This window comes from Mesorhizobium sp. M2A.F.Ca.ET.042.01.1.1 (assembly GCF_003997405.1).
In the GTDB taxonomy this organism is placed as follows: domain Bacteria; phylum Pseudomonadota; class Alphaproteobacteria; order Rhizobiales; family Rhizobiaceae; genus Mesorhizobium.
This window is the reverse complement of the sequence record NZ_RZRX01000117.1, coordinates 1-18,865: the sequence shown is the minus strand read 5'-3', so window position 1 is coordinate 18,865 and position 18,865 is coordinate 1. Positions and strand designations below refer to the sequence as shown.

Here is an 18,865-nt window from a genome sequence, read left to right as displayed (position 1 = left end):
AGGCCGAGAGGGAGGGGGGAAGCGCCCTACGAAGACCCCCTCTCCGTCCGCTTCGCGGACACCTCTCCCCCGCCTCGGCGGGGGCGAGGAACGGCGCTGCGCCCTACTTCGCGTCGTGGAAGATAATTCCAACCGTATGTCGCCGCCCCGACCGCAGGCGGCTGACGCCATGGCGCAAATTCACTCGATAGTACCCCTTGGTGCCTTGCACCGGCCGGTTGCGCACGGCGAAGATCACCGCATCGCCTTTTCTCAGCGGCACCACCTCGGCGCGGCTTTGCATGCGCGGGCGCTGCTCGGTGAGCACGAATTCGCCGCCGGTGAAATCCTCGCCGGGCTCGGACAACAGGATCGCCACATGCAGCGGAAAGGCGAGCGCGCCGTAGAGGTCCTGGTGCAGACAGTTGAAGTCGCCGGGGCCGTATTGCAGGAGAAGCGGCGTCGGTCTGGTCTGGCAGCGGATAGTTGAAGTAGCGGTATTCGCCTTTGCCGAAACCATGGCGGGCCATCACCACATGGCTGCGGAAATGCTCCTCATGCGGGTAGAGGCCGGCGATATCGGCGCATTCTTCCACTGAGAGAAGGCCGGGAATGACGGCACAGCCATGGGCGTTGAGGTCTGACACCAAGGTTCGCCAGTCCTGCGCGGCGACGCGGGATTCGGCGGAGCGGCCGACGCGCTTGGTGTTCAGGGAGTGGACGGTCATGGGTTGGCTCCTTGCTTGCCACCAAGGTGGGGCGAAGCCAATGTAAGGGCCACCCGATTCCTGCGGAGGTAGCGCGGCCTCCCCTTCTCCCCTTGTGGGAGAAGGTGGCCTCGCGAAGCGAGGTCGGATGAGGGGTGCTGGAAGGAACGAGGCGGCGGTTTCGCGCTTATCACCAAGCTGGAACACCCCTCATCTGTCTCGGCGCTAACGCGCCGATCCACCTTCTCCCACAAGGGGGGAAGGAAGGCCGCGCTTCACCGCCGCCGATACCCCTCCAGCTCCGGGTCGAGATCGACCTTCACCGCATTGGTGAACACGCAGGTCGCCACCATGATGCCGGCGAAGGCGGTGAGGTTGACCAGCAGCGTTTCGTCGTAGCGGGCCCTGAGCGCCGCCCAGGTCTCGTCCGGAACGGTATTGTCGTCGGCTGCAACCGCTTTGCCAAAGGACATCAGCAGCGCCTCGTCCGCGGTGGGATCGATCGCTTCGGGATCGAGGCCGCTGTCGATCAGCGCGCGGCGGAAGAAGGTGACCGGGACCTCGGCGCGCATCGTCTCGGCAATCGCTTTCGAGAACAGCCAGATCGCTCGATCGTCGAGTGCGGGCTTGAGAAGGTCGCGCAGCGTGAACCACTCGGCGTAGATGCGGTGGGCGGCCGGCGAATGCAGAAGGATGCGCTTCATGTTGGTCATGCGGCCGCGCAGCTTGAACTCGCGGTCGTGCTCGGCGCGGATGTCGTCGGAGGCGGTGGCGTAGTCGATCGCGGAGAGATGCGCCATCGGCCTCATCCGAGCGTCGCGTGAAGCACCGGCGCGCCGCGCAGCGTGTTGGAGACGGTGCAGATGTCTTCCGCATCCGCCAGGATGCGCTCTTTGGTGGCCGGGTCGAGGTCGCCGGTGATCTCCAATCTGACGGTGAACGTCTCTACGCGCGACGGCTCGTCCTTCGCCTTCTCGCCGGTCACGTCCGCCCTCACCTCGCCGAGCCTGTCGGCGACGCCGAGGCGGGTCGCCGCGATGCGGGCGCTGACCACCATGCAGGCGGCCAAAGAGGCATAGAGCAGGTCAAGCGGGCTGAAGCCGGGCGCGCTGACCTGCGTGACGACACCGACCGCGCCGCCGGTCGGCGTCGTGATTGCCGGCAGACCGCCCGGCGGCAGGACGGCGAGCGCGCCGACGTTGCGGGTTCTGACCTTCAGTTCTGCCATCGAATGACCTCCAATTTCGAGGCCATTGATAGCGGACGGAAATTCAAAAGGGCAATCGCCCAGGTGCGGCGCTGCCCCTCATTGTCCTGCCGGACATTTCTCCCCGTATAGTGACGGGGAGAAAGGGCTTGTCGCGAGCGTCGCGTCCTCGCCTTCTCCCCGTTCACGGGGAGAAGGTGCCCGAAGGGCGGATGAGGGGCGGCGCCGGCGCCTGAAAGGCAGCGTGGGCGCCCTACGAAGGCCCCTCTCCGTCCGCTTCGCGGCTCCCCGCCTTTGGCGGGGCGAGGAAAACGCTACTTCGTCAGATCCAGCGCCGCCGTCAGATCGCCCATCGGCGGCTGGTCGTGGTTGCGCAGCGCCTTGTCGCGGGCGACGATGCCTTGCAGCACCGGCAGGTCGTAGCGGTTGGTGATGAAGCGCAGGATCGAGGTGGTGTCGTACTGCGTGTGGTCGACCATGCCCATCTTCGCATAGGGCGAGATGATGAAGGCCGGGACGCGGTTGCCGGGGCCCCAGCGGTCGGCCTTGGGCGGCGCGACGTGATCCCAGAAGCCGCCATTCTCATCATAGGTGACGACCACCAGCATATGCGCCCATTGCGGGCTCTTCTCCAGATGCGAAACGATGTCGGCCAGATGCTGGTCGCCCGAGGTCACGTCGGCATAGCCGGCATGTTCGTTGAGGTTGCCCTGCGGCTTGTAGAAGGAGACCTGCGGCAGCTTCCCGTCGTCGATCGCCTTGATGAACTCTTCGCCGCCGAGGCCGCCGTCCTTGATGTGCTCGGCGCGCGCGGCGGTGCCCGGCGCATAGGCCGCGAAATAGTTGAAGGGCTGGTGGTGGAACTGGAAGTTGGGCACGGGCGTCGCGTTCTTGCCGTCGAGCGCCGCCTGCCATGCGCCAGAGTACCAGGCCCAGGAAATGCCCTTCAGCGACAGGAGATCGCCGATGGTGATCTCATGCTGCGGCGGCAGCGTAGTGGGCGCAGCCGGGTCGGCGAGCGCCTTGTCGCCGCCCTCGGCCGGCTTGTTGGCGCTCGGCTGGTAAGGCGGCTGCATGGTGTTGACGGCATAAAAGTCCGGGGTGATGGCGCCGTCATTGGCGAATTTCGGCACACCGCCAAGCGCCGAGGCCGGCGAATTGTCGGCCGGCTTCAGCGTCACGCCATCCGGCTCGACGATGGCGATCTGGCCCTTCACCGGGCTGGTATCGGCATTCGGGTAGTAGGGCGCGCAGGCACAGGCGAGCATGAAGTGGTTGAGGAAGGAGCCGCCGAAGGCGCCCTGGAAGAAGTTATCCGCCAGAACGTACTTCTTGGCGATCGCCCACATCGGCAGATTGGAGCCATCGTAATGGCCCATCACCAGCGAGCCGGAATCGGCCCAGGCGACGAACTTGTCGTTCCGGCCGCCGTCGATCTGCATCTGCTCCTGGTAGAAGCGGTGCCAGAGATCATGCGTGACGACGTTGGTGCCCTCGTTGAAGCCCTTGGGATCGTCGATGGCGAATGTCGCGTTGGCGAGATGCGCGCTCTGTGCCTCCGTCCCCGCCGGCGTGACGCCCTTGCCGGTCAGCCCGCCCCAGGCCGGCGGCAATTCGGAAAGCGGCGTGCCGTCACGGTCGAGCTGGCGCGCCTGGCCGGGCGACACATTCGCCAGGCCGTTGGCACCGGGGAAGCCGCCATAGAGGTTATCGAAGCTGCGGTTCTCGGCGTAGATGACCACGACGGTGTCGATCTTGTCGTAGCCGGGAGGAGCCGCTTGGGCAGCAGCGGAGAGCGATGCCAGCGCCGTGGTGGCGAGGCAAAAGGTGAGAAGAGACCGGGTCATGGAAGGATGCCTCGTTGCTGGGGAATGGCTGGAGGACGGCAATGCAGGAACGCAGCTGCCCAGCTACTTCGACGGCTTGTCACCTTTGTGACAGTTCCGCCCCCGTCAAACACGGTTTCGTGAGCGGCAAAACCGGTCATCAATCCGTTGCACTCGATCCTTACGTCGCGAGGGAAACTTGGCGAAAGAAATCAAGGATGTCGCCGAAGACGATGGGATTGAGGAATCACGCAATCGCCCTTGTGGCGGCTTCGATCGTCGGCTTCACCGCGCCTGCCAACGCCGCGGAGCCGTCGGGAGTCCATCCCGGCCCGATGTCGCGCCGGGAAGCTTATGCCCGCGCCGACGCGCTGACGGCGCTCGGACGGCAGATGTTCTTCGACCCTTCGCTGTCTGCTTCCGGCAAGCAGGGCTGCTCGTCCTGCCACGATCCCAACCACGCTTTCGGACCGGCCTCGGCCTCGCCGGTCGAGATGGGCGGAGCCAGGCTCGACCAGCCCGGCGTTCGCGCCGTGCCGTCGCTGCGCTATTTGCAGGCGGCGCCAGCCTTCACGGAGCATTTCTATGACTCCGAGGATGAAGGCGACGAGAGCGTCGACAACGGCCCGACCGGCGGCCTGACCTGGGATGGCCGCGCCGACCACGGCAGGGACCAGGCGAGAATCCCGCTGCTGTCGCCCTTCGAGATGGGCAATAAGGACGAGGCTGAGGTCGCCGCCAGCCTGCGCAAGGCGCCCTATGCCGACGCCTTCCAGGCCGCCTTCGGCGCCGATGTCTTCGACCATCCGCAGGACGCTTTTGATGCCGCGGTGGAAGCGCTCGGCACCTTCGGGCAGAGCAGCGCCGACTTCTATCCCTATTCCAGCCGCTACGACGCCTTCCTCGCCGGCAAGGCGCAGCTCTCGGCGCAGGAGTTGCGCGGACGCATGCTGTTCGAGGACGAGACGAAGGGCAATTGCGCGAGCTGCCATTTGAGCGAGCCCGCCAATGACGGCGAGCCGCCGCAGTTCACCGATTATGGCCTGATCGCGATTGCCGTGCCGCGCAATCCGGCGATCCCCGCCAATGCCGATCCTGATTATTTCGACCTCGGCCTGTGCGGCCCGCTGCGCACCGACTTCAAGGGCCGTGCCGAATATTGCGGCCTGTTCAAGACGCCGACGCTGCGCAACGTGGCCTTGCGCAAAAGCTTCTTCCACAATGGCTATTTCCACACGCTGCGCGACGCGGTCGCCTTCTACGCCAGCCGCGACAGCGATCCCGGCCGCTGGTACCCAAGAAATGCCGACGGCACGGTCAAAAAATTGGACGATCTGCCAAGAGCTTATTGGCCGAACCTCAACACCGACCCCCCGTTCAACGGCAGAAAGCCCGGCGACAAGCCGGCGCTGACCGACACCGAGATCGACGACATCGTCGCCTTCCTCGGCACGCTGACCGACGCCGACCAGGCGGGGCACTGAGGCTGAGGAGCCAGTTGGGAAGGGCGCTCTGCGAGATTGATTCAAGGCGGCGCGGCCTTGCCTCTCATTGCGCCGGCGCGTAGCGGCTCACCACCATGCCGCAGGCATAGGACTTCGAGCCGAGGAGCGTCAGCCTGCCGAACCCGGCTTTGTCGAAGATGCGGCGGCCTTTCCCCAGCACCGCCGGATTGATGAAGAGCTGGAACTCGTCGACCAGGCCGGCGGCGATCAGCGCCGAGGCGAAGCCGGCGCCGCCGAACACGGCGATGTCGCCGCCCTCGCCCTGCTTCAGCGCATCCACCTCGCGCGGCAGGTCGCCGCTTACGACCCGCGTGCGCTCCCAGCGCGACGCTGCAAGCTTGTCGCTCGCGACGACCTTCTCGGCCTCGATGATGCGCTGCGCGAAAGCATAGAAGCGATCCTTCGGATATTTCTTGGCCGCATTGCCCCAATGGGTAAGGTAGCCCTCTTCCGCCATCTTGCGGCTCAACAGGATGATACCGACAGTCGTGAAACAGGCATTGAAATCCTGCTTCAATTCCTCGTCCCAGTCGCTGTCGTCGCCCCATTCCCAAAGCTGCCAGCGACGGTCCTCATCGGAACCGACAAAGCCGTCCACCGACATTTGCATCTGAAGGATCAGCTTCCTCATCTTCTTTCTCCTCACCAATGATTTACTTTTGGAACCGTTTGACGCAAAGCGGCAATGGTGTCAATAGTAGAGTGATTTACAAATGGAAGCATGTTGATGGCGACCAAGGGACGGTCCGGCTGCCCGATCAGCCTCTCGCTCGAATTGCTCGGCGACCGCTGGACGCTGCTCATCATCCGCGACCTGGCTTTCGCCGGGAAACGGCATTTTCGCGAATTCCTGCAGTCAGACGAAGGCATCTCGTCGCGCACGCTGGCCGAGCGGCTGCAGACGCTGCAGGACGAAGGCATCCTCACCCGCAGCGACGACCCCAGCCATGGCCTGAAGGCGATCTACCGGCTGACTGAGGCCGGCATCGACCTGTTGCCGGTGCTGGCGACACTAGGCGGCTGGGGCAGCAAACACCGCAAGGCCGACGACAAGCTTGCCCAAATCGCCAATGACCTCGCGGCCGGCGGCGAGCCGGCGCTCGAGCGGATGAAGGAGAAGCTCAGGGCGCAACATCTGGGGTAGCGCAGGCGGAACACCGCGCTCCGCCTGCGACCTGTGTCCAGACGCTTGGGTCAGCGGGCGGCCTTGCGTGGCCAATGCGTCGAGGCAAATGCAACACCGCATGCCGTCCGCCGATTTGTCCCGCATTTTCCCAGTTGGCTGTGAGTGTCGAGGATCTCAGCTATCCAGTCCGCTCTGCGGCGGCCCGGCAGGCTCCCCCGCCGGTGGCTCCCCGGGAAGCCCCAATCGCAGCCGCTCCTCCTCGGCGAAGCTCTCGGCCTGTTCGTGAATGTCGAACACTTGCTGCGTCAGCCTGCCACCGTCGACGACGCGCACGATCCATTGGCCATTGACGGCTTTTACACGGACACTGTCTGGCTCGCTTGTTATCATACGGCTTCTGCTCTTCCGCCCAAGTATCTGGTGCCTAGACCCAATACGATCTAGAGCGCCTTAAGTTGCCGAAAGCGGAGCTGATCGACATTTAGTGCGAAGGCACTCGCCGATACTCAATAGATTTTTGAAATCTGAGGACAAAAACGATTGTGGCGCCCACGTCGCCTCATCCGGAGCAAAGACTAGAAAACTCGCGGAATGGTGGGGAGCGATGGGCGGCCCGGCTGCCTTGGGGGGTGATACTGGGTTCGGCGGCCGGGCCTGACCGGAGTTTGCGAGGCCGCCGGCTACAGGAAAGGATGCGCTCGCGCCCATGCGAGGGCAAGAACGACCTAGGCCCTAGGACCAAAGCTGCAAGCGCAGGGGCCGAGACGGACCAATCACAATCAGACTGGAAACCAACTGAAGCCGGCCGCGCGTCAAAAGCCGAAATAATGCCGGCCGACGAGATAGCCGAGTGCCGCGACCACCAGCGGAAACAGCGCCGGCGCCGCCCTGCCGAAGAGCGAGGCGCTTATCTCCTTGGCTGGAGCGCTGGGTTTGGCATTGCCGAGGTTTTTGGTCATGGGCTTAGTACCGGTTGGGCTAGTTGCCGGCGGAGCCATAAATTAGAAGTCGCTTATTAAGTTTCCAGCAAGCCCAACGCTACAATTCGCGGCAATTTATTCCGATTGCTGGGTGCGCTCGGCAAGTGCGAAAGCCTGGAGGTTGCGCGATTTGCCGGGGTCCTGGTCGGAATTGGCGATGATGGCGTGGAAGGCGGCGCGGGCGATGTCCTTCTTCCTGGCGCCGGGATGCTCCTTGCGCACCGCCTTGACCAGATCCTTCGGCGTCATGCCGGGGGCGACGAGACGCATCAGCGTGTCGCCTATGGCCTGCAATTCGCATCCATAACGATGACCCTGTTTTGACGACATAAGCCTAGCATATAGGGGAGCGAGCGCGTCACTTTTGTGATACGCGCCGGTCAAAACCGGAGCTGGTCGGCTGTCTCCACGACCCACGCCGAAAATATAGGGAGCCGAAATGGCCAAGGCGAACTGACGGGCGGCAATGCTTGGTGACCTTGCCGCCTTCGGCGGACTTTTCCTGACCGCCTTCGCCGCCGCGACCATCCTGCCGCTGCAATCGGAAGCACTTCTGGTCGGCTTTCTCCTGGCCGGGACCCATTCGCCGGCCGCTCTGGTTCTGGCCGCGACGATCGGGAACGTGCTTGGTTCGGTGGTCAACTGGCTGCTGGGCCGCGGCATTGATCGCTTCCGCGACCGCAAATGGTTTCCGATAAAGCCTGCCGCGCTCGACCGCGCGGCGGCGCGCTATCACCGTTACGGACGATGGAGCCTGCTGCTGAGCTGGGCTCCGTTTATCGGCGATCCGCTGACGGTGATGGCCGGCGTGCTGCGCGAGCCCCTATGGAGCTTTATCGCCATCGTCACCGTTGCCAGGGCCGGCCGGTACCTGGCTGTGGCGGCCGCAACCCTTGGCCTCTAGCCTAAAGATCCTCATGGCGCAGGCATCCAGCCGTGAATTCTCGCCATAGCAAAGCCGCACGGCCAAGGCGGCCGCGATATGTCTTTACGGGCCGGCCTTGGCAAATCGCCAAGGCCTTCCGTTGAACGGTTCGGAGGCTCTATCAAAGAGCGGGTCGCTCTATCCTTTACGCGGGCACAAGGACGGCGATGCGATGCACGCCGACTTCCTTGCTGGTATTCGTCGCCTCGTCGGTCTTGCCTTTGGAGCAGGTGTACATGTCACCGACCTTGAGCTTGAACTCCTTGTCCGCCTTCTTGATGGTGAATGCGCCGGAAGTAATGGTGCATACCATGTCATTATCCATCACACTTTGAGGAGCGTGCGCTCCGGGCTGAAACACCACGTCGACAATCGAGATGCTCTTGTAGGCGGGAATGTCGGAGTTGCCGGCGCCGACCTCGACCACTCTGACGCCCGGCGCAATCTCCTTGCCTTCGTTCGCACCGTACTTCTTGGTTTTCGCAAATGTTGCCGTTGCGAACAGGGGAGCAACCGTTGCGGCCGTCACGCCGAGCGCGATTGCAGACCTGCGATTCATCGTCTTCATCGCATCCTCCCTAAACCTGCCATGCACGGATGAAGCATGGCCTCAGTATATTAGCACAAACTGAATTGATTGTGCGGAAAAGCGCGTGTCGGTGACCGCGTTTACTGTTGCTTTTGCCGGAACTTCGAATGGCAGCTCGTGCAGTCCTGCAGGATGAGGTGCAGGAGATGTTCCGCCGGCATCCTGGCCGGATCGGCTTCAGCCGCGCCCGGGCGCTTGCCGAGCAGGCTGCCGCCATCCATCGGCGGACCGGTCATCCGCATGTCGGCGGTGATCCCCGGCGGCGCGTTCCCCGCCTTGATCGCGAGCGCGTCGGCGAGCCGGCCGATATGGCGGGCGCGCGCCTCGAAGTCCGGCCGGGCCTGGTCGATCTCCGGTTTGGCGGCCGATGGCGCGCCAAGCGTGCCTTGCGGGAATTCGCCGGTCAGGCCGCCGACTCGGGCGCGCAGCGTGTCCGCCGCCGCCTTGAAGGCCGCCGGCTCATAGGCGCGCTTGCCGTCGAACATTTCGGCGATCGCCCTGGCGGCGGCCGCCATCTCCTTCATCGAGGCCTGGCGAGCGGCCACGATGGTGTCGGCGGGCCCCGCGGCCAGCGGCGGAGCAAGGATCAACGGGCCGGCGAGCGCCAGCAAAACCACCCTCAGAATGACGCGAGACCTCATGCCTTAACGTCGACGATGCCCATCATGCCGAGCTGCTGATGCTCGAGGATGTGGCAGTGGTACATGCGCGCTCCCGGCCGCTCCTGGCGCGTGAGCCGCCGCACCGTCTCGCCGCTCGCGGCATTCATCGTCATGGCCTCGGTGAGGACGAGACGGCGGCTGACGGTGGGAACCCCAAGCGGCGCGATCGGCCGCAGGCTTCCGGGCAGCGGCGGCATCGCCTCGGCCGGCGTTTCGGAAACATCGACCGTCAGCATCTTTTTCTCCTGGATCGCGATTGGGAAGGACGCCGCCGGGACGATCCTATGCGAACGCTACTGGTTCCAGTAACTGGAAGGTCAAGAGGGATATCGCGGGCGGAAGCTGCCCCCATCGCGGTGACTTTTTTTGGGGGTGTTTGTCCGTATGGTGCAAAAAGCGGTCCTGGACCGCCGCCCGATCGGCTGGTCCACAACATTTCCGGCCTGCCTGTTTCAAGGTTTGCCGAATAGTCGCATTTTGACCTCAATCGGCCTCTAGCCGGCTGAAGATGTCGCGGTTCCGTTGTTCACGGTTTCTTGACAGAGGCCGGAAAAACGGGCAGCAAAGCGGGTGAGGGAGAGCATTTTTACCGTGGCGAAGACCATGGAGGGCTCTTTTTTCGTGTGGACCGTCGCCAAATCGGCGATTGGTGGAGGGATTGGTTAACCATCTTTGTCCATCTTTTGAATCAATCGGCAACAGACGCGTGAAGGTGCAGGGGGCACCGGCGAACTGTGATCGTGACGGGTGCCAGGTGCGAAAACCGGCATGCCGATTGAGAGTGGTCGTATGGCGTTTTTGCGTTTGAAAAACCGGGGTGACGCTCCTCAGGGGGAGGTAACTTCGAAAAAGTCTGGTCATCGTTGGGTTCTGGTGCCTGCTGTCGGCGCCGCCCTCGCTTTATGGTCCGCCGCCACCTTGGCGGGGCTCTATTCTGTGAGCACCTCACTGACCGCCGCTTCCAACGGATTGCCGCAAGGCATGCTTTCGCCGCGCATCATCGCGCTTGGCGACCAGCGCCGGCAGATCGCCAATGCCTGGGCGCCGCATCTTGGCGTCAATGGCGGCTACAAGGCCGCCTCGCTCACCGGCGGCTGCGATGTCGGGTGCTTCGGCCTTGCGACAAGCTTCAGGCATGACGGCCAAGCCATTGAAAAACTAAAGAATAATGGCCATTACGGCAAGATGGCGCGGCTCAAGCTCCCGGCGCCCGACAGCGTGGCGCATGAAAAGGCCGTGGTGGTGGCTTCGGCCGCCGGAGCCGCCGACCGCTTCGATGGCGTGGTGAAGCGCGCGGCGCTTTCGCCGCAGAAGCTTGCCGATGCCTTTGCCCGTGCCGAGAGCGCGCCGTTCCTGCTTGCAAGCCTGCCTTCGGCCAGCCGCTTCGGCGGCGCGCAGCCGGACGCCCCGATCGAGGCCCGCTTCGGTCCGCAGCCGGCCGAGACCCCCGGCGCTTCCGAACTGGCGCTGGCGCTTGCCAACGTCGCGCCCGAGGATACGGCGGATGTTCCGACCGCCGTCGCGCTGCAGAACAGCGACGCGCCCGATGTCGCCGGCAATACCGACAATGATGGCAAGGACGGCGCGTACCAGGTCGCCTCGCTGCCGCCGCAGGACGATCTGCCCGACAGCATTACCGTGCCCGGTCTTCGGCCGCGCACCACGCTCGAGCGCGCCACCGAGGCGCCTGAGCAGAATGCGGCCAAGCCGCAGAGGCCGGAGGCCGTGAAGCCTCAGGCCGCCAAGGCCAAGCCGCAGCCGGCCGAATCCGACACCGCGCAGAGCGCGCCGACGGCGGCCTCGCCGAGAAGCGGCGACCAGGCCCTGCCGGGTGTAGAGAATTCGAAGCCGATGGTGGCGGATTCCAAGCCCGCCAAGCGCAAGGCGCAGGCGTCGGAAATGCTCGCCTATGCCAAGCCGGACACGCCGGAGCGCGGTGGGCTGGGCAGCGCCTTCCGCAGCCTGTTCAACGGCCCGTCGACGGGCAATGGCGTCGCCGTCTACGATATTTCGGCGAGGACCGTTTACATGCCCGACGGCTCGAAGCTGGAGGCGCATTCGGGACTGGGCTCGATGGTCGACCAGCCGCGCTTCGTCAACCGCAAGAATGTCGGCCCGACGCCGCCGGACACCTACAATCTGTCGATGCGTGAATCGCGCTTCCATGGCGTAGAGGCCATCAGGCTCACGCCGGCCAGCGGCAGCAACAAATACGGCCGCAACGGATTGCTTGCCCACACCTACATGCTGCGCGGCGGCCGTGCGGAATCCAATGGCTGCGTCGTCTTCAAGGACTATCACCGCTTCCTTGCCGCCTACAAAAGCGGCAAGATCAAGCGCCTAGTCGTCGTCCCGCGCCTGACAAGGTCCCCCACCCAGGTCGCCCAGGAAGGCCGCCAGGGTTAATCCTTCTCCTGCCGGCAAACGTGTCGCCGGCATTTGTGTCATCCCCACTTGCTGGTCCGAAGGGCCTCGCGCCAAAATGCGCGCCGCTGCGGCCATGCCGTCGCGGCTTGCAGCCGTGGCGACAATCTGACCTGGGAGCGATAACGACCCTTCCCAGGATGTAGATATGGCGCAGCCCGGGCTTGCGGCAAGCCCCCGGGCATGGCGTACCAACGCTGCTCCGAAAAAAGAAAACGGAGCACTGAATGCGGATCTTATTATCGACTTACGGCTCGCGCGGCGACGTCGAGCCCTTGGCGGCGCTGGGGGCGGCCTTGCAGGCGCATGGCGTCGAGGCCCGGGTGAGCGCGCCGGGCGACGCGGAGTTTGCGGCGCTGGCCGCTCGCGCCGGCGTGGCTTTTGCGCCGGCCTTCGCGCCGGTGCGCGAATGGGCGAAGGAAATGGTCAACCAGTCGCGATCGGCGTCGCCCGAGGACCGGGCCAGGCTCATCTCCGGCCAGGCGGCCGAGATCGCCGCCAGGCAATATGAGGCGCTGAGCGCGGCCGCCGAAGGCTGCGACGCGGTGGTGGCATTCGGCCTTTTCCCATCCTGCGCCGCCGCGCGGCTGGTCGCGGAACAACGCGGCATGCGTTACATGCTCGGCACGTTCTGCCCCATCTGGCTGCCGTCGCAGCACAACCGGCCGCACCAATATCCTGGACATCCACTGCCGGCCGGCGTGACCGACAACCGGCTGCTGTGGGAGACAGACATCCGGACCAAGAACGCGCTCTTCGGCGACGCGGTCAACGGCCAGCGCGCGTCGCTCGGATTGCCGCCGGTGCAGAATGTCCGGGACTATGTCTACGGCAATCCCGTCCTGCTCGCCTGCGATCCGGTGCTGGGGCCATGGCTGCCCTCGGACCTGATCGACGCCGTGCAGACCGGCGCCTTGATCCTGCCGGACGAACGGCCCCTCCCCGATCGGCTCGACGCGTTCCTCGATGCCGGTCCGCCGCCGGTCTATGTCGGCTTCGGCTCGATATCGGTCGCCAAGGAAGCCGGCCGCGCCGCCATCGAAGCGATCCGCGCCAGGGGTCTCCGCACGGTGCTCGCGCAGGGCTGGGCCGGGCTCGGCCTCATCGATGATCGCGATGACTGCTTCGAAGTCAGCGAGATCAACCAGCAGGCGCTGTTCGGCCGCGTCGCCGCGGTCATTCATCACGGCGGTGCCGGCACCACGGTCGCCGCCGCGCGGGCGGGAGCGCCGCAGGTGATCGTGCCGCAGATCGGCGACCAGCCTTACTGGGCCAAGCGCGTGGCCGAGCTCGGTATCGGCGCCGCGCACGACGGCCCTATGCCTACGGTGGAGTCGTTATCGGCTGCGTTGGAGGTGACGCTGGCGCCCGAAACCCACGCTCGCGCGGCGGTTGTGGCTGGCAACATCCGCGCTGACGGCGCCGAGGTGGCGGCAAGGCTGCTGATTGAACTGCTCGGCCAATCCAGCCGGTGAACTCATTGCGTGGTCAGTTCCGCCAGCGCCCTTTGCAGGGGCGCCGGCGAGATCTGGATAGGGCCTGAAAAGGGTGAGTTCATGTCGATGATCAGATAGATCGCCGCGGCCACCAACGCCGCGGAAATGAGGCATGTGAAGACGACGGTTCCATTGCGCGGCGCCCTGAAACCGAAGCTGGCGAAGATCAGCGTCAGCCAGGCAACGAGCAGGACGATCACCGGAGCGGGAATGGCGCCCTCTGACTGCTCGGCAAGTATCCAGCGTTGCTCGACCAGCTTCTGCAGCTGCTGCGTCGCGGCCTGCTGCGTGGCGGTCTGCCTGGCATTTGTGTGCGTCAATCCGGCCATGAGGTCGCCGACTTGATTGAGCAGCAGTTCCGACAGCCTGTTCGGGACGACGGTCGTATCGCTGTCGGCCGTGGAGGTCTCGACGACGCGCTGGACATAAGCCGTGAGCGACTGCCGGGCGCTGTCAGCCTCCGGCCCATAGTGTCGGAGCGTTCGGTCGAGCAGAATGAGATCGGTAGCGAAGGTGTGCACGTTGCCGTTGATAGACTCGAATGTGTTCTTGGCCGAGTTGATCATCAGGCCGAGCATAAGCGAGGACATCACCACGAAAAGGTTCGCTGCAAGCCGCACCACCGCGCTGGTGTCGTCCCCAAGATGGTGAGTGGGGAAGCGCTCGTGCACCATCAGGCTGACCAGCGAGGCCCCGGCCAGGCAAGCAAAGATCGCTGTCCCTACAAGCACTTCGCCCATGGCTGATATTGTAGCCGAGGCGTGGCGCTTGCCAATTGGCTGCGCGAAGGTTGAATCAGCGCCAAAGCATAAGAATGTATATCATTGGCCGGCAACGACTTTCGCGCCGGCCTCCATGCACAGCGAAGCGAAGGCCGAAAACCACTTTCAATAGCGGATGAAGGCGCTATCTATGGCGCGGGGCGGCTCCCAATCACTCACGAGGCAATCCATGACAATTCGCGCTGTCGTCTGGGGCGAGAACATCCATGAGCGGACCAATGAGGTGGTGGCCTCCATCTATCCGGAAGGCATGCATGCGACCATCGCCAAGGCGCTGAATGCGGACAAGGCGATCTCCGCCTCGACCGCGACGCTGGAGCAGCCGGAGCACGGCCTGCCGGAATCCCGCCTCGCCGAGACCGACGTGCTCGTCTGGTGGGGCCACAAGGATCATGGCGCGGTCGCCGACGAGGTGGTCGAGCGCGTCGCCCGGCGCGTCTTCGAAGGCATGGGGCTGATCGTGCTCCATTCCGGGCACTTCTCGAAGATCTTCAAGCGGCTGATGGGCACGCCCTGCACGCTGAAATGGCGCGAGGCCGGCGAGCGCGAGCGGCTCTGGGTAACGAGCCCCAGCCATCCGATCGCCGAGGGCGTCGGCGAGTTCTTCGAGCTCGAGAACGAGGAGATGTATGGCGAGCAGTTCGCCGTGCCGGAGCCGCTGGAGACCGTCTTCATCTCCTGGTTCCAGGGCGGCGAGGTGTTCCGCTCGGGTCTCACCTACCGGCGCGGCGCCGGCAATGTCTTCTACTTCCGGCCCGGGCACGAGACTTATCCGACCTACCACGACGCCACCGTGCAGAAGGTGCTGCGCAACGCGGTGAAGTGGGCGCACAACCCGCAAGGGTCCAAGCCCGCCATTCTCGACGCGCCGAACGTGCCGGTCGAGAAGGCGCTGGAGCCGATCGAGGAGCGCGGCGGCAAGCTGCACGCGCATAGCGAGGCCGGCTTTCGCTAAAAGAGCGCTTCCCTCTTTGCTAGGGATTGCGGGGAAACAGCGCCTGGGTCACATTCGGCTGGCAAGATTGAATCGAACCAAATCGCTCGGAGAAGCAGAAATGCGGCTTTTGATACTCGGAACCGGTTGGATGGCGCAGGAACATGCCCGCCGCTTCGGCGCCATCGAGGGCGTCGACATCGTCGGCGCGGTTGACGTCGATGCGGCTCGCGTCGGCGAGTATGCCGACGCCTACAAGATCCCGAAGCGCTTCACCTCGCTGGAGGCAGCGCTCGACTGGGGCGATTTCGACGCGGTCGCCAATGTCACGCCCGACCGCATCCATCATCCGACCACCATGGCGCTGGTCGCCGCCGGCAAGCCGGTGCTGTGCGAGAAGCCGCTGGCCGAGAATTTCGGCAAGGCCAACGAGATGGCCAATGCGGCGGAGGCCGCCGGCATCGTCAACATGGTCAACCTCACCTACCGCAACGTGGCCGCGCTGCAGAAGGCGCGGCAGATGGTGCAGGCCGGCGAGATCGGCACGGTGCGCCATGTAGAGGCGTCCTATCTGCAGAGCTGGCTCGTGTCGAAATTCTGGGGCGACTGGCGCACGGATCCGAAATGGCTGTGGCGGCTGTCGCGCGGCCACGGCTCGAACGGCGTGCTGGGCGATGTCGGCATCCATATCCTCGATTTCGCCAGCTATGGCGCCGCGCTCGACATCGACCATGTGTTCTGCCGGCTGCGCGCCTTCGACAAGGCGCCGGGCAACCGCATCGGCGAATACCAGCTCGACGCCAATGACAGCTTCGCCATGACGCTCGATTTTTCCAACGGCGCCTTCGGCGTGGTGCATGCCAGCCGCTGGGCCACCGGCCATATCAACGAATTGCGCCTGCGCATCCATGGCGACAAGGGCGCCGTCGAGGTGGTGCACAATCTCGACGGCTCGATGCTGAGGGCTTGTATCGGCGGCGATGTCGAGAACGCCAAATGGGAAGAGCTCGACGCAGGCACCGTGCCGACCAACTACCAGCGCTTCGTCGAAGCGGTGAAGAGCGGCGTGCAGATCGAGCCGACCTTCCGCCACGCCGCGGGCCTGCAGAAGGTGCTGGACCTCGCCGTGGTGTCGGATGAAAAGCGGGCGGAGTTGAGAGCCAAGGCGGATACGCAGTGAGGGCGTTTCCTCGCCCCGCCAAAGGCGGGGAGAGGTGTCCGCGAAGCGGACGGAGAGGGGGCCCTCGTAGGGCGCTCCCCTTTCCGTCTCGGCTTCGCCGAGCCACCTCTCCCCACTTTCGTGGGGCGAGGAATCCAAGGGTCACGCTCCGCGATAAATCCCCACCGCCGCCGCAACCACCGCCGCATTGGCGTCCGCGACACTCCCGTCCGGCAACGCCTTGCCGTCCTCCAGCCCGACGCGCGTCGAGAATTTCCGCAGCGCCGCCCGCTGAACAAAAGGCCACACGGTCGCGTTCTCGCCATGCAGCAGGATCGAGCGGTGGATACCCTCGCGCTGCAGCACCTTTTCGATGCCGTTGGCGACGGCGAAGGCTTCGTCCAGCGCCTGTTCCGAAATCTCGATCAGCACGCGCAGCACCCGCCGGCCATGGTCGAGACTGGCAAGCCTGAGCGCGTCGCCGATCGAGGCCAGCCCCGCCTCGATTCCGATGCCGCGCTGGCGCAGGGCCTCCATCACCTCAGGCGCCGCCGCCTCACTGAGATTGACCGACGCGTAGTCGGGCAGTTCATTCCACCCGGCGATGGCCGCTAGCGTGCGCAGATCGTCCTTCTCGATCCAGGCGCCGGTGGAGACGCCGATCAGCGTGCCCGGACAGGCTCTGCGGAGCGCCGCGACCGTCCTGTCCATCGCCTCCGGCGCAAGGCTCTCCTGGCCGTCGGCGCCACGCGCATGGACGTGCAGTTCGGCGGCACCCGCAGCAATCGAGGCCGCACCGTCGCGCGCCATCGCCTCAGGATCGAGCGGTAATGCGGGATGGAAATCGGCGGGACGGGCGCCGTTGATGCAGGCCTGGACGATCATCTTTGCGGCAATCCTGTTTCGGCTGCAGGGAGTCTAGCGCAGGGCCGGGATGATCGGAACGGATATGGCGAAGTCTCCTGACAGGCCGGGCCAACAAAAGCCCCCCTGGCCGACAGCCAGGGGTAAGCATCCCTTCGGTGGTTTCGGCCCTCGAAAGCCCGTTACGCCGGCACCCGCTTCAGCGCCTGCGCCATGCAGTGGATGCCGCCGCCGGTCTTGGAGATCTCGCTCATGTCGACGGCCGCGACCTCGAAGCCGCGCGCCTTCAGCTGGCCGATCAGGGTCTTGCTGGAGGTGGGCGCGATCACCCTGTCCTTGCCGAGCGACATGAAGTTGCAGCCGAGCGCCATCGTGTCCTGGAAGGGCACGTCGATGATCTCGTGGCCCTTGCCCTTCAGCCAGTCGACAATGCCGGGCTCGGTGCAGGCGAGGCAGACGGCGGTGAGTTTTTCGGCGATCGGCACCACCATCAGGTCGATATGGACATAGTACTCGTCGATGAAGGCGAGACGCGTCTCCCAACCTTCCTTGTCGAACCATTCCTTCACCTGGCGGGCGCCTTCTTCCTGGGTGCGGGCGCCGCCGCAGCCGATCAGCACAACGCCGTCCTCGATGACGTTGAAGTCGCCGCCTTCGAAGGTGCCGGCCGTCACCATGTCGTAGATCGGGATGCCGAGCTTCTCATAGGTGCGGATGGCGGCGTAGTTCTCGCCGCGCCGCCACCAGTTGGCCATGGCGGTGATGAAGGCGCCGTAGGGCGTCATGACGCTGGAGTCGCGCGAATAGACCTGCATCGGCAGTTCCGGCGTCGGCTCGTGCCAGTGGATATTGACGCCGAAATGCTCGTAGGCGGCGACGAGGTCCTTGTGCTGCGCCTGCGCGATCTGGATGTTGCAGGGCGCCTCGCGCAGATGTTTCCTGGACAGCGAGCTGGTCGACAGGTGGCGCAGGAAATTGGGCGAGCCGAGCAGCACGTCGGTCAGGACGTCGGTCTCGTTGGCGAAGCCCCACGCGGTCAGCGGCTTGGTGCCGCCATTGGGGTTGCGGCGCTGCAGCGAGAACGGCTCGGCGACGATGCGGTCATGGACGGTCATGGGGTTCTCCTCTGGACTGTTCTGTTGATCGGTCATGCGGTGGAAGTGGCCGGGATCCACCAGTCGCGCCCGCGCGGCGTGGTGACATATTCCGGCCAGCGGAAGTTGATCGGCGGTTCATAGTCGCAAAGCGGCGCGATCCAGTTCGAGCCGCCGATGCCGCCGCCGGTTCGCTTGACGAACTCGTCCATGGCGGCATCGCGCGCGGCCTTGTCCTCCAGCAGGCGCAATGCCGTCAGCGCGACCGTCTTGGCGGCGCAGGTGACCATCGGATCGATGGTGTCAGAAATGCCGCCCAGCGCGTTCATCGCCCAGGACGGATAGACATGGCGCTTGGCCGCGCGCAACGCCGGCCGGGCGATATAGAAGCGCGATGTTGGCGCGTGCCAGCTCATGTCGGTGTAATCGTCGGAGGTGGAGTTCCCCTGCGACGGCGGCAGATCGCGGCGCAGGATCGCCTCGGCCTCCTGCGGCGCGATCAGCTGTTCCAGCTCGTCGATGAACGGATTTTCGGTCGCCTCGCCGCCGGCATTGACCTGGACCTCGCGGGCGATCGCCCGCGAGATCCAGGGCAATGCCGGCGGC

At 64.9% G+C, this 18,865-nt stretch carries 20 protein-coding genes and 2 pseudogenes; 7 read left to right on the top strand and 15 right to left on the bottom strand.

The annotated features are described in order from the left end of the window. Positions 1-103 precede the first annotated feature (103 nt). From EOA23_RS18690 to EOA23_RS18670, 4 genes and pseudogenes are all read right to left on the bottom strand, one after another. A pseudogene (locus EOA23_RS18690) lies at positions 104-707 on the bottom strand (2OG-Fe(II) oxygenase). Between the two features lie 254 nt (positions 708-961). Then, complete coding sequence (locus EOA23_RS18685) at positions 962-1,486, bottom strand: hypothetical protein (RefSeq protein WP_127305216.1); 525 nt, start codon at positions 1,484-1,486, stop codon at positions 962-964. Between the two features lie 5 nt (positions 1,487-1,491). Then, the gene (locus EOA23_RS18680; RefSeq protein WP_127305215.1) at positions 1,492-1,914 is read right to left on the bottom strand and encodes an OsmC family protein; all 423 of its coding nucleotides are present in this window, start codon (positions 1,912-1,914) and stop codon (positions 1,492-1,494) included. Between the two features lie 293 nt (positions 1,915-2,207). Beyond that, the gene (locus EOA23_RS18670; protein WP_127305213.1) at positions 2,208-3,740 is read right to left on the bottom strand and encodes an acid phosphatase; all 1,533 of its coding nucleotides are present in this window, start codon (positions 3,738-3,740) and stop codon (positions 2,208-2,210) included. Positions 3,741-3,937: 197 nt separating this feature from the next. Between EOA23_RS18670 and EOA23_RS18665 the strand changes: the two genes are divergently transcribed. Beyond that, positions 3,938-5,203, top strand: coding sequence for a cytochrome-c peroxidase (locus tag EOA23_RS18665; protein WP_127305212.1), 1,266 nt, complete (start codon positions 3,938-3,940; stop codon positions 5,201-5,203). A 64-nt stretch (positions 5,204-5,267) separates the two neighbouring features. On the opposite strand, the gene EOA23_RS18660 is transcribed toward EOA23_RS18665, so the two are convergent. Beyond that, entirely contained in the window at positions 5,268-5,855 is a 588-nt protein-coding gene (locus EOA23_RS18660; RefSeq protein WP_127305211.1) for a dihydrofolate reductase family protein, read from the bottom strand. Between the two features lie 96 nt (positions 5,856-5,951). On the opposite strand from EOA23_RS18660, the gene EOA23_RS18655 reads away from it, so the two are divergent. After that, a complete protein-coding gene (locus EOA23_RS18655; protein WP_127305210.1) occupies positions 5,952-6,368 on the top strand; it encodes a helix-turn-helix domain-containing protein in 417 nt (138 codons plus the stop codon). A 156-nt stretch (positions 6,369-6,524) separates the two neighbouring features. Here EOA23_RS18655 and EOA23_RS18650 read toward each other — a convergent pair whose 3' ends face one another. The 3 genes from EOA23_RS18650 to EOA23_RS18645 form a co-directional block, all read right to left on the bottom strand. Continuing rightward, a complete protein-coding gene (locus EOA23_RS18650) occupies positions 6,525-6,740 on the bottom strand; it encodes a hypothetical protein (RefSeq protein ID WP_127305209.1) in 216 nt (71 codons plus the stop codon). 422 nt (positions 6,741-7,162) lie between these two features. Then, positions 7,163-7,309, bottom strand: a complete 147-nt coding sequence (locus tag EOA23_RS35720; protein WP_189341637.1) for a hypothetical protein — start codon at positions 7,307-7,309, stop codon at positions 7,163-7,165. A 96-nt stretch (positions 7,310-7,405) separates the two neighbouring features. After that, positions 7,406-7,600: a hypothetical protein gene (locus EOA23_RS18645; RefSeq protein WP_245474253.1), complete on the bottom strand. Its 195-nt coding sequence runs from the start codon at positions 7,598-7,600 to the stop codon at positions 7,406-7,408. Between the two features lie 196 nt (positions 7,601-7,796). Between EOA23_RS18645 and EOA23_RS18640 the strand changes: the two genes are divergently transcribed. Further along, positions 7,797-8,234: a YqaA family protein gene (locus tag EOA23_RS18640; protein WP_127305207.1), complete on the top strand. Its 438-nt coding sequence runs from the start codon at positions 7,797-7,799 to the stop codon at positions 8,232-8,234. Between the two features lie 166 nt (positions 8,235-8,400). Here EOA23_RS18640 and EOA23_RS18635 read toward each other — a convergent pair whose 3' ends face one another. The 3 genes from EOA23_RS18635 to EOA23_RS18625 form a co-directional block, all read right to left on the bottom strand. After that, positions 8,401-8,823 (bottom strand): hypothetical protein, encoded by a 423-nt coding sequence (locus EOA23_RS18635; protein WP_126061686.1) that lies wholly within the window; start codon positions 8,821-8,823, stop codon positions 8,401-8,403. A gap of 101 nt (positions 8,824-8,924) precedes the next feature. Beyond that, positions 8,925-9,485, bottom strand: coding sequence for a cytochrome c (locus EOA23_RS18630; RefSeq protein WP_127305206.1), 561 nt, complete (start codon positions 9,483-9,485; stop codon positions 8,925-8,927). Then, the gene (locus EOA23_RS18625) at positions 9,482-9,742 is read right to left on the bottom strand and encodes a multicopper oxidase domain-containing protein (protein ID WP_126061688.1); all 261 of its coding nucleotides are present in this window, start codon (positions 9,740-9,742) and stop codon (positions 9,482-9,484) included. Before EOA23_RS18625 ends, EOA23_RS18630 begins: the two co-directional genes overlap by 4 nt. Before the next feature lie 700 nt (positions 9,743-10,442). Here EOA23_RS18625 and EOA23_RS18620 point away from each other — a divergent pair. Together EOA23_RS18620 and EOA23_RS18615 are read left to right on the top strand one after the other, a co-directional pair. Next, positions 10,443-11,912, top strand: a complete 1,470-nt coding sequence (locus EOA23_RS18620) for a tlde1 domain-containing protein (RefSeq protein ID WP_245474251.1) — start codon at positions 10,443-10,445, stop codon at positions 11,910-11,912. A 245-nt stretch (positions 11,913-12,157) separates the two neighbouring features. Next, positions 12,158-13,405: a glycosyltransferase gene (locus EOA23_RS18615; protein WP_127305204.1), complete on the top strand. Its 1,248-nt coding sequence runs from the start codon at positions 12,158-12,160 to the stop codon at positions 13,403-13,405. Between the two features lie 2 nt (positions 13,406-13,407). Here EOA23_RS18615 and EOA23_RS18610 read toward each other — a convergent pair whose 3' ends face one another. Next, on the bottom strand, positions 13,408-14,166 hold the full coding sequence (locus tag EOA23_RS18610; protein WP_126061691.1) for a DUF4239 domain-containing protein: 759 nt from the start codon (positions 14,164-14,166) through the stop codon (positions 13,408-13,410). Between the two features lie 211 nt (positions 14,167-14,377). On the opposite strand from EOA23_RS18610, the gene EOA23_RS18605 reads away from it, so the two are divergent. Both EOA23_RS18605 and EOA23_RS18600 read left to right on the top strand, forming a co-directional pair. Next, positions 14,378-15,163, top strand: coding sequence for a ThuA domain-containing protein (locus tag EOA23_RS18605; protein ID WP_127305203.1), 786 nt, complete (start codon positions 14,378-14,380; stop codon positions 15,161-15,163). Between the two features lie 100 nt (positions 15,164-15,263). Then, positions 15,264-16,322 carry a Gfo/Idh/MocA family oxidoreductase gene (locus tag EOA23_RS18600; protein ID WP_127305202.1) on the top strand — a complete coding sequence of 353 codons (1,059 nt, stop codon included), beginning with the start codon at positions 15,264-15,266 and terminating at the stop codon, positions 16,320-16,322. Positions 16,323-16,463: 141 nt separating this feature from the next. Here EOA23_RS18600 and EOA23_RS18595 read toward each other — a convergent pair whose 3' ends face one another. The 3 genes and pseudogenes from EOA23_RS18595 to EOA23_RS18585 all read right to left on the bottom strand — a co-directional run. Beyond that, the gene (locus EOA23_RS18595; RefSeq protein WP_127305201.1) at positions 16,464-17,186 is read right to left on the bottom strand and encodes a 3-keto-5-aminohexanoate cleavage protein; all 723 of its coding nucleotides are present in this window, start codon (positions 17,184-17,186) and stop codon (positions 16,464-16,466) included. 161 nt (positions 17,187-17,347) lie between these two features. Further along, the gene (locus EOA23_RS18590; protein WP_126061695.1) at positions 17,348-18,280 is read right to left on the bottom strand and encodes a dimethylarginine dimethylaminohydrolase family protein; all 933 of its coding nucleotides are present in this window, start codon (positions 18,278-18,280) and stop codon (positions 17,348-17,350) included. A 32-nt stretch (positions 18,281-18,312) separates the two neighbouring features. Further along, positions 18,313-18,865: pseudogene (locus tag EOA23_RS18585) on the bottom strand (amidohydrolase); the annotation flags it as partial.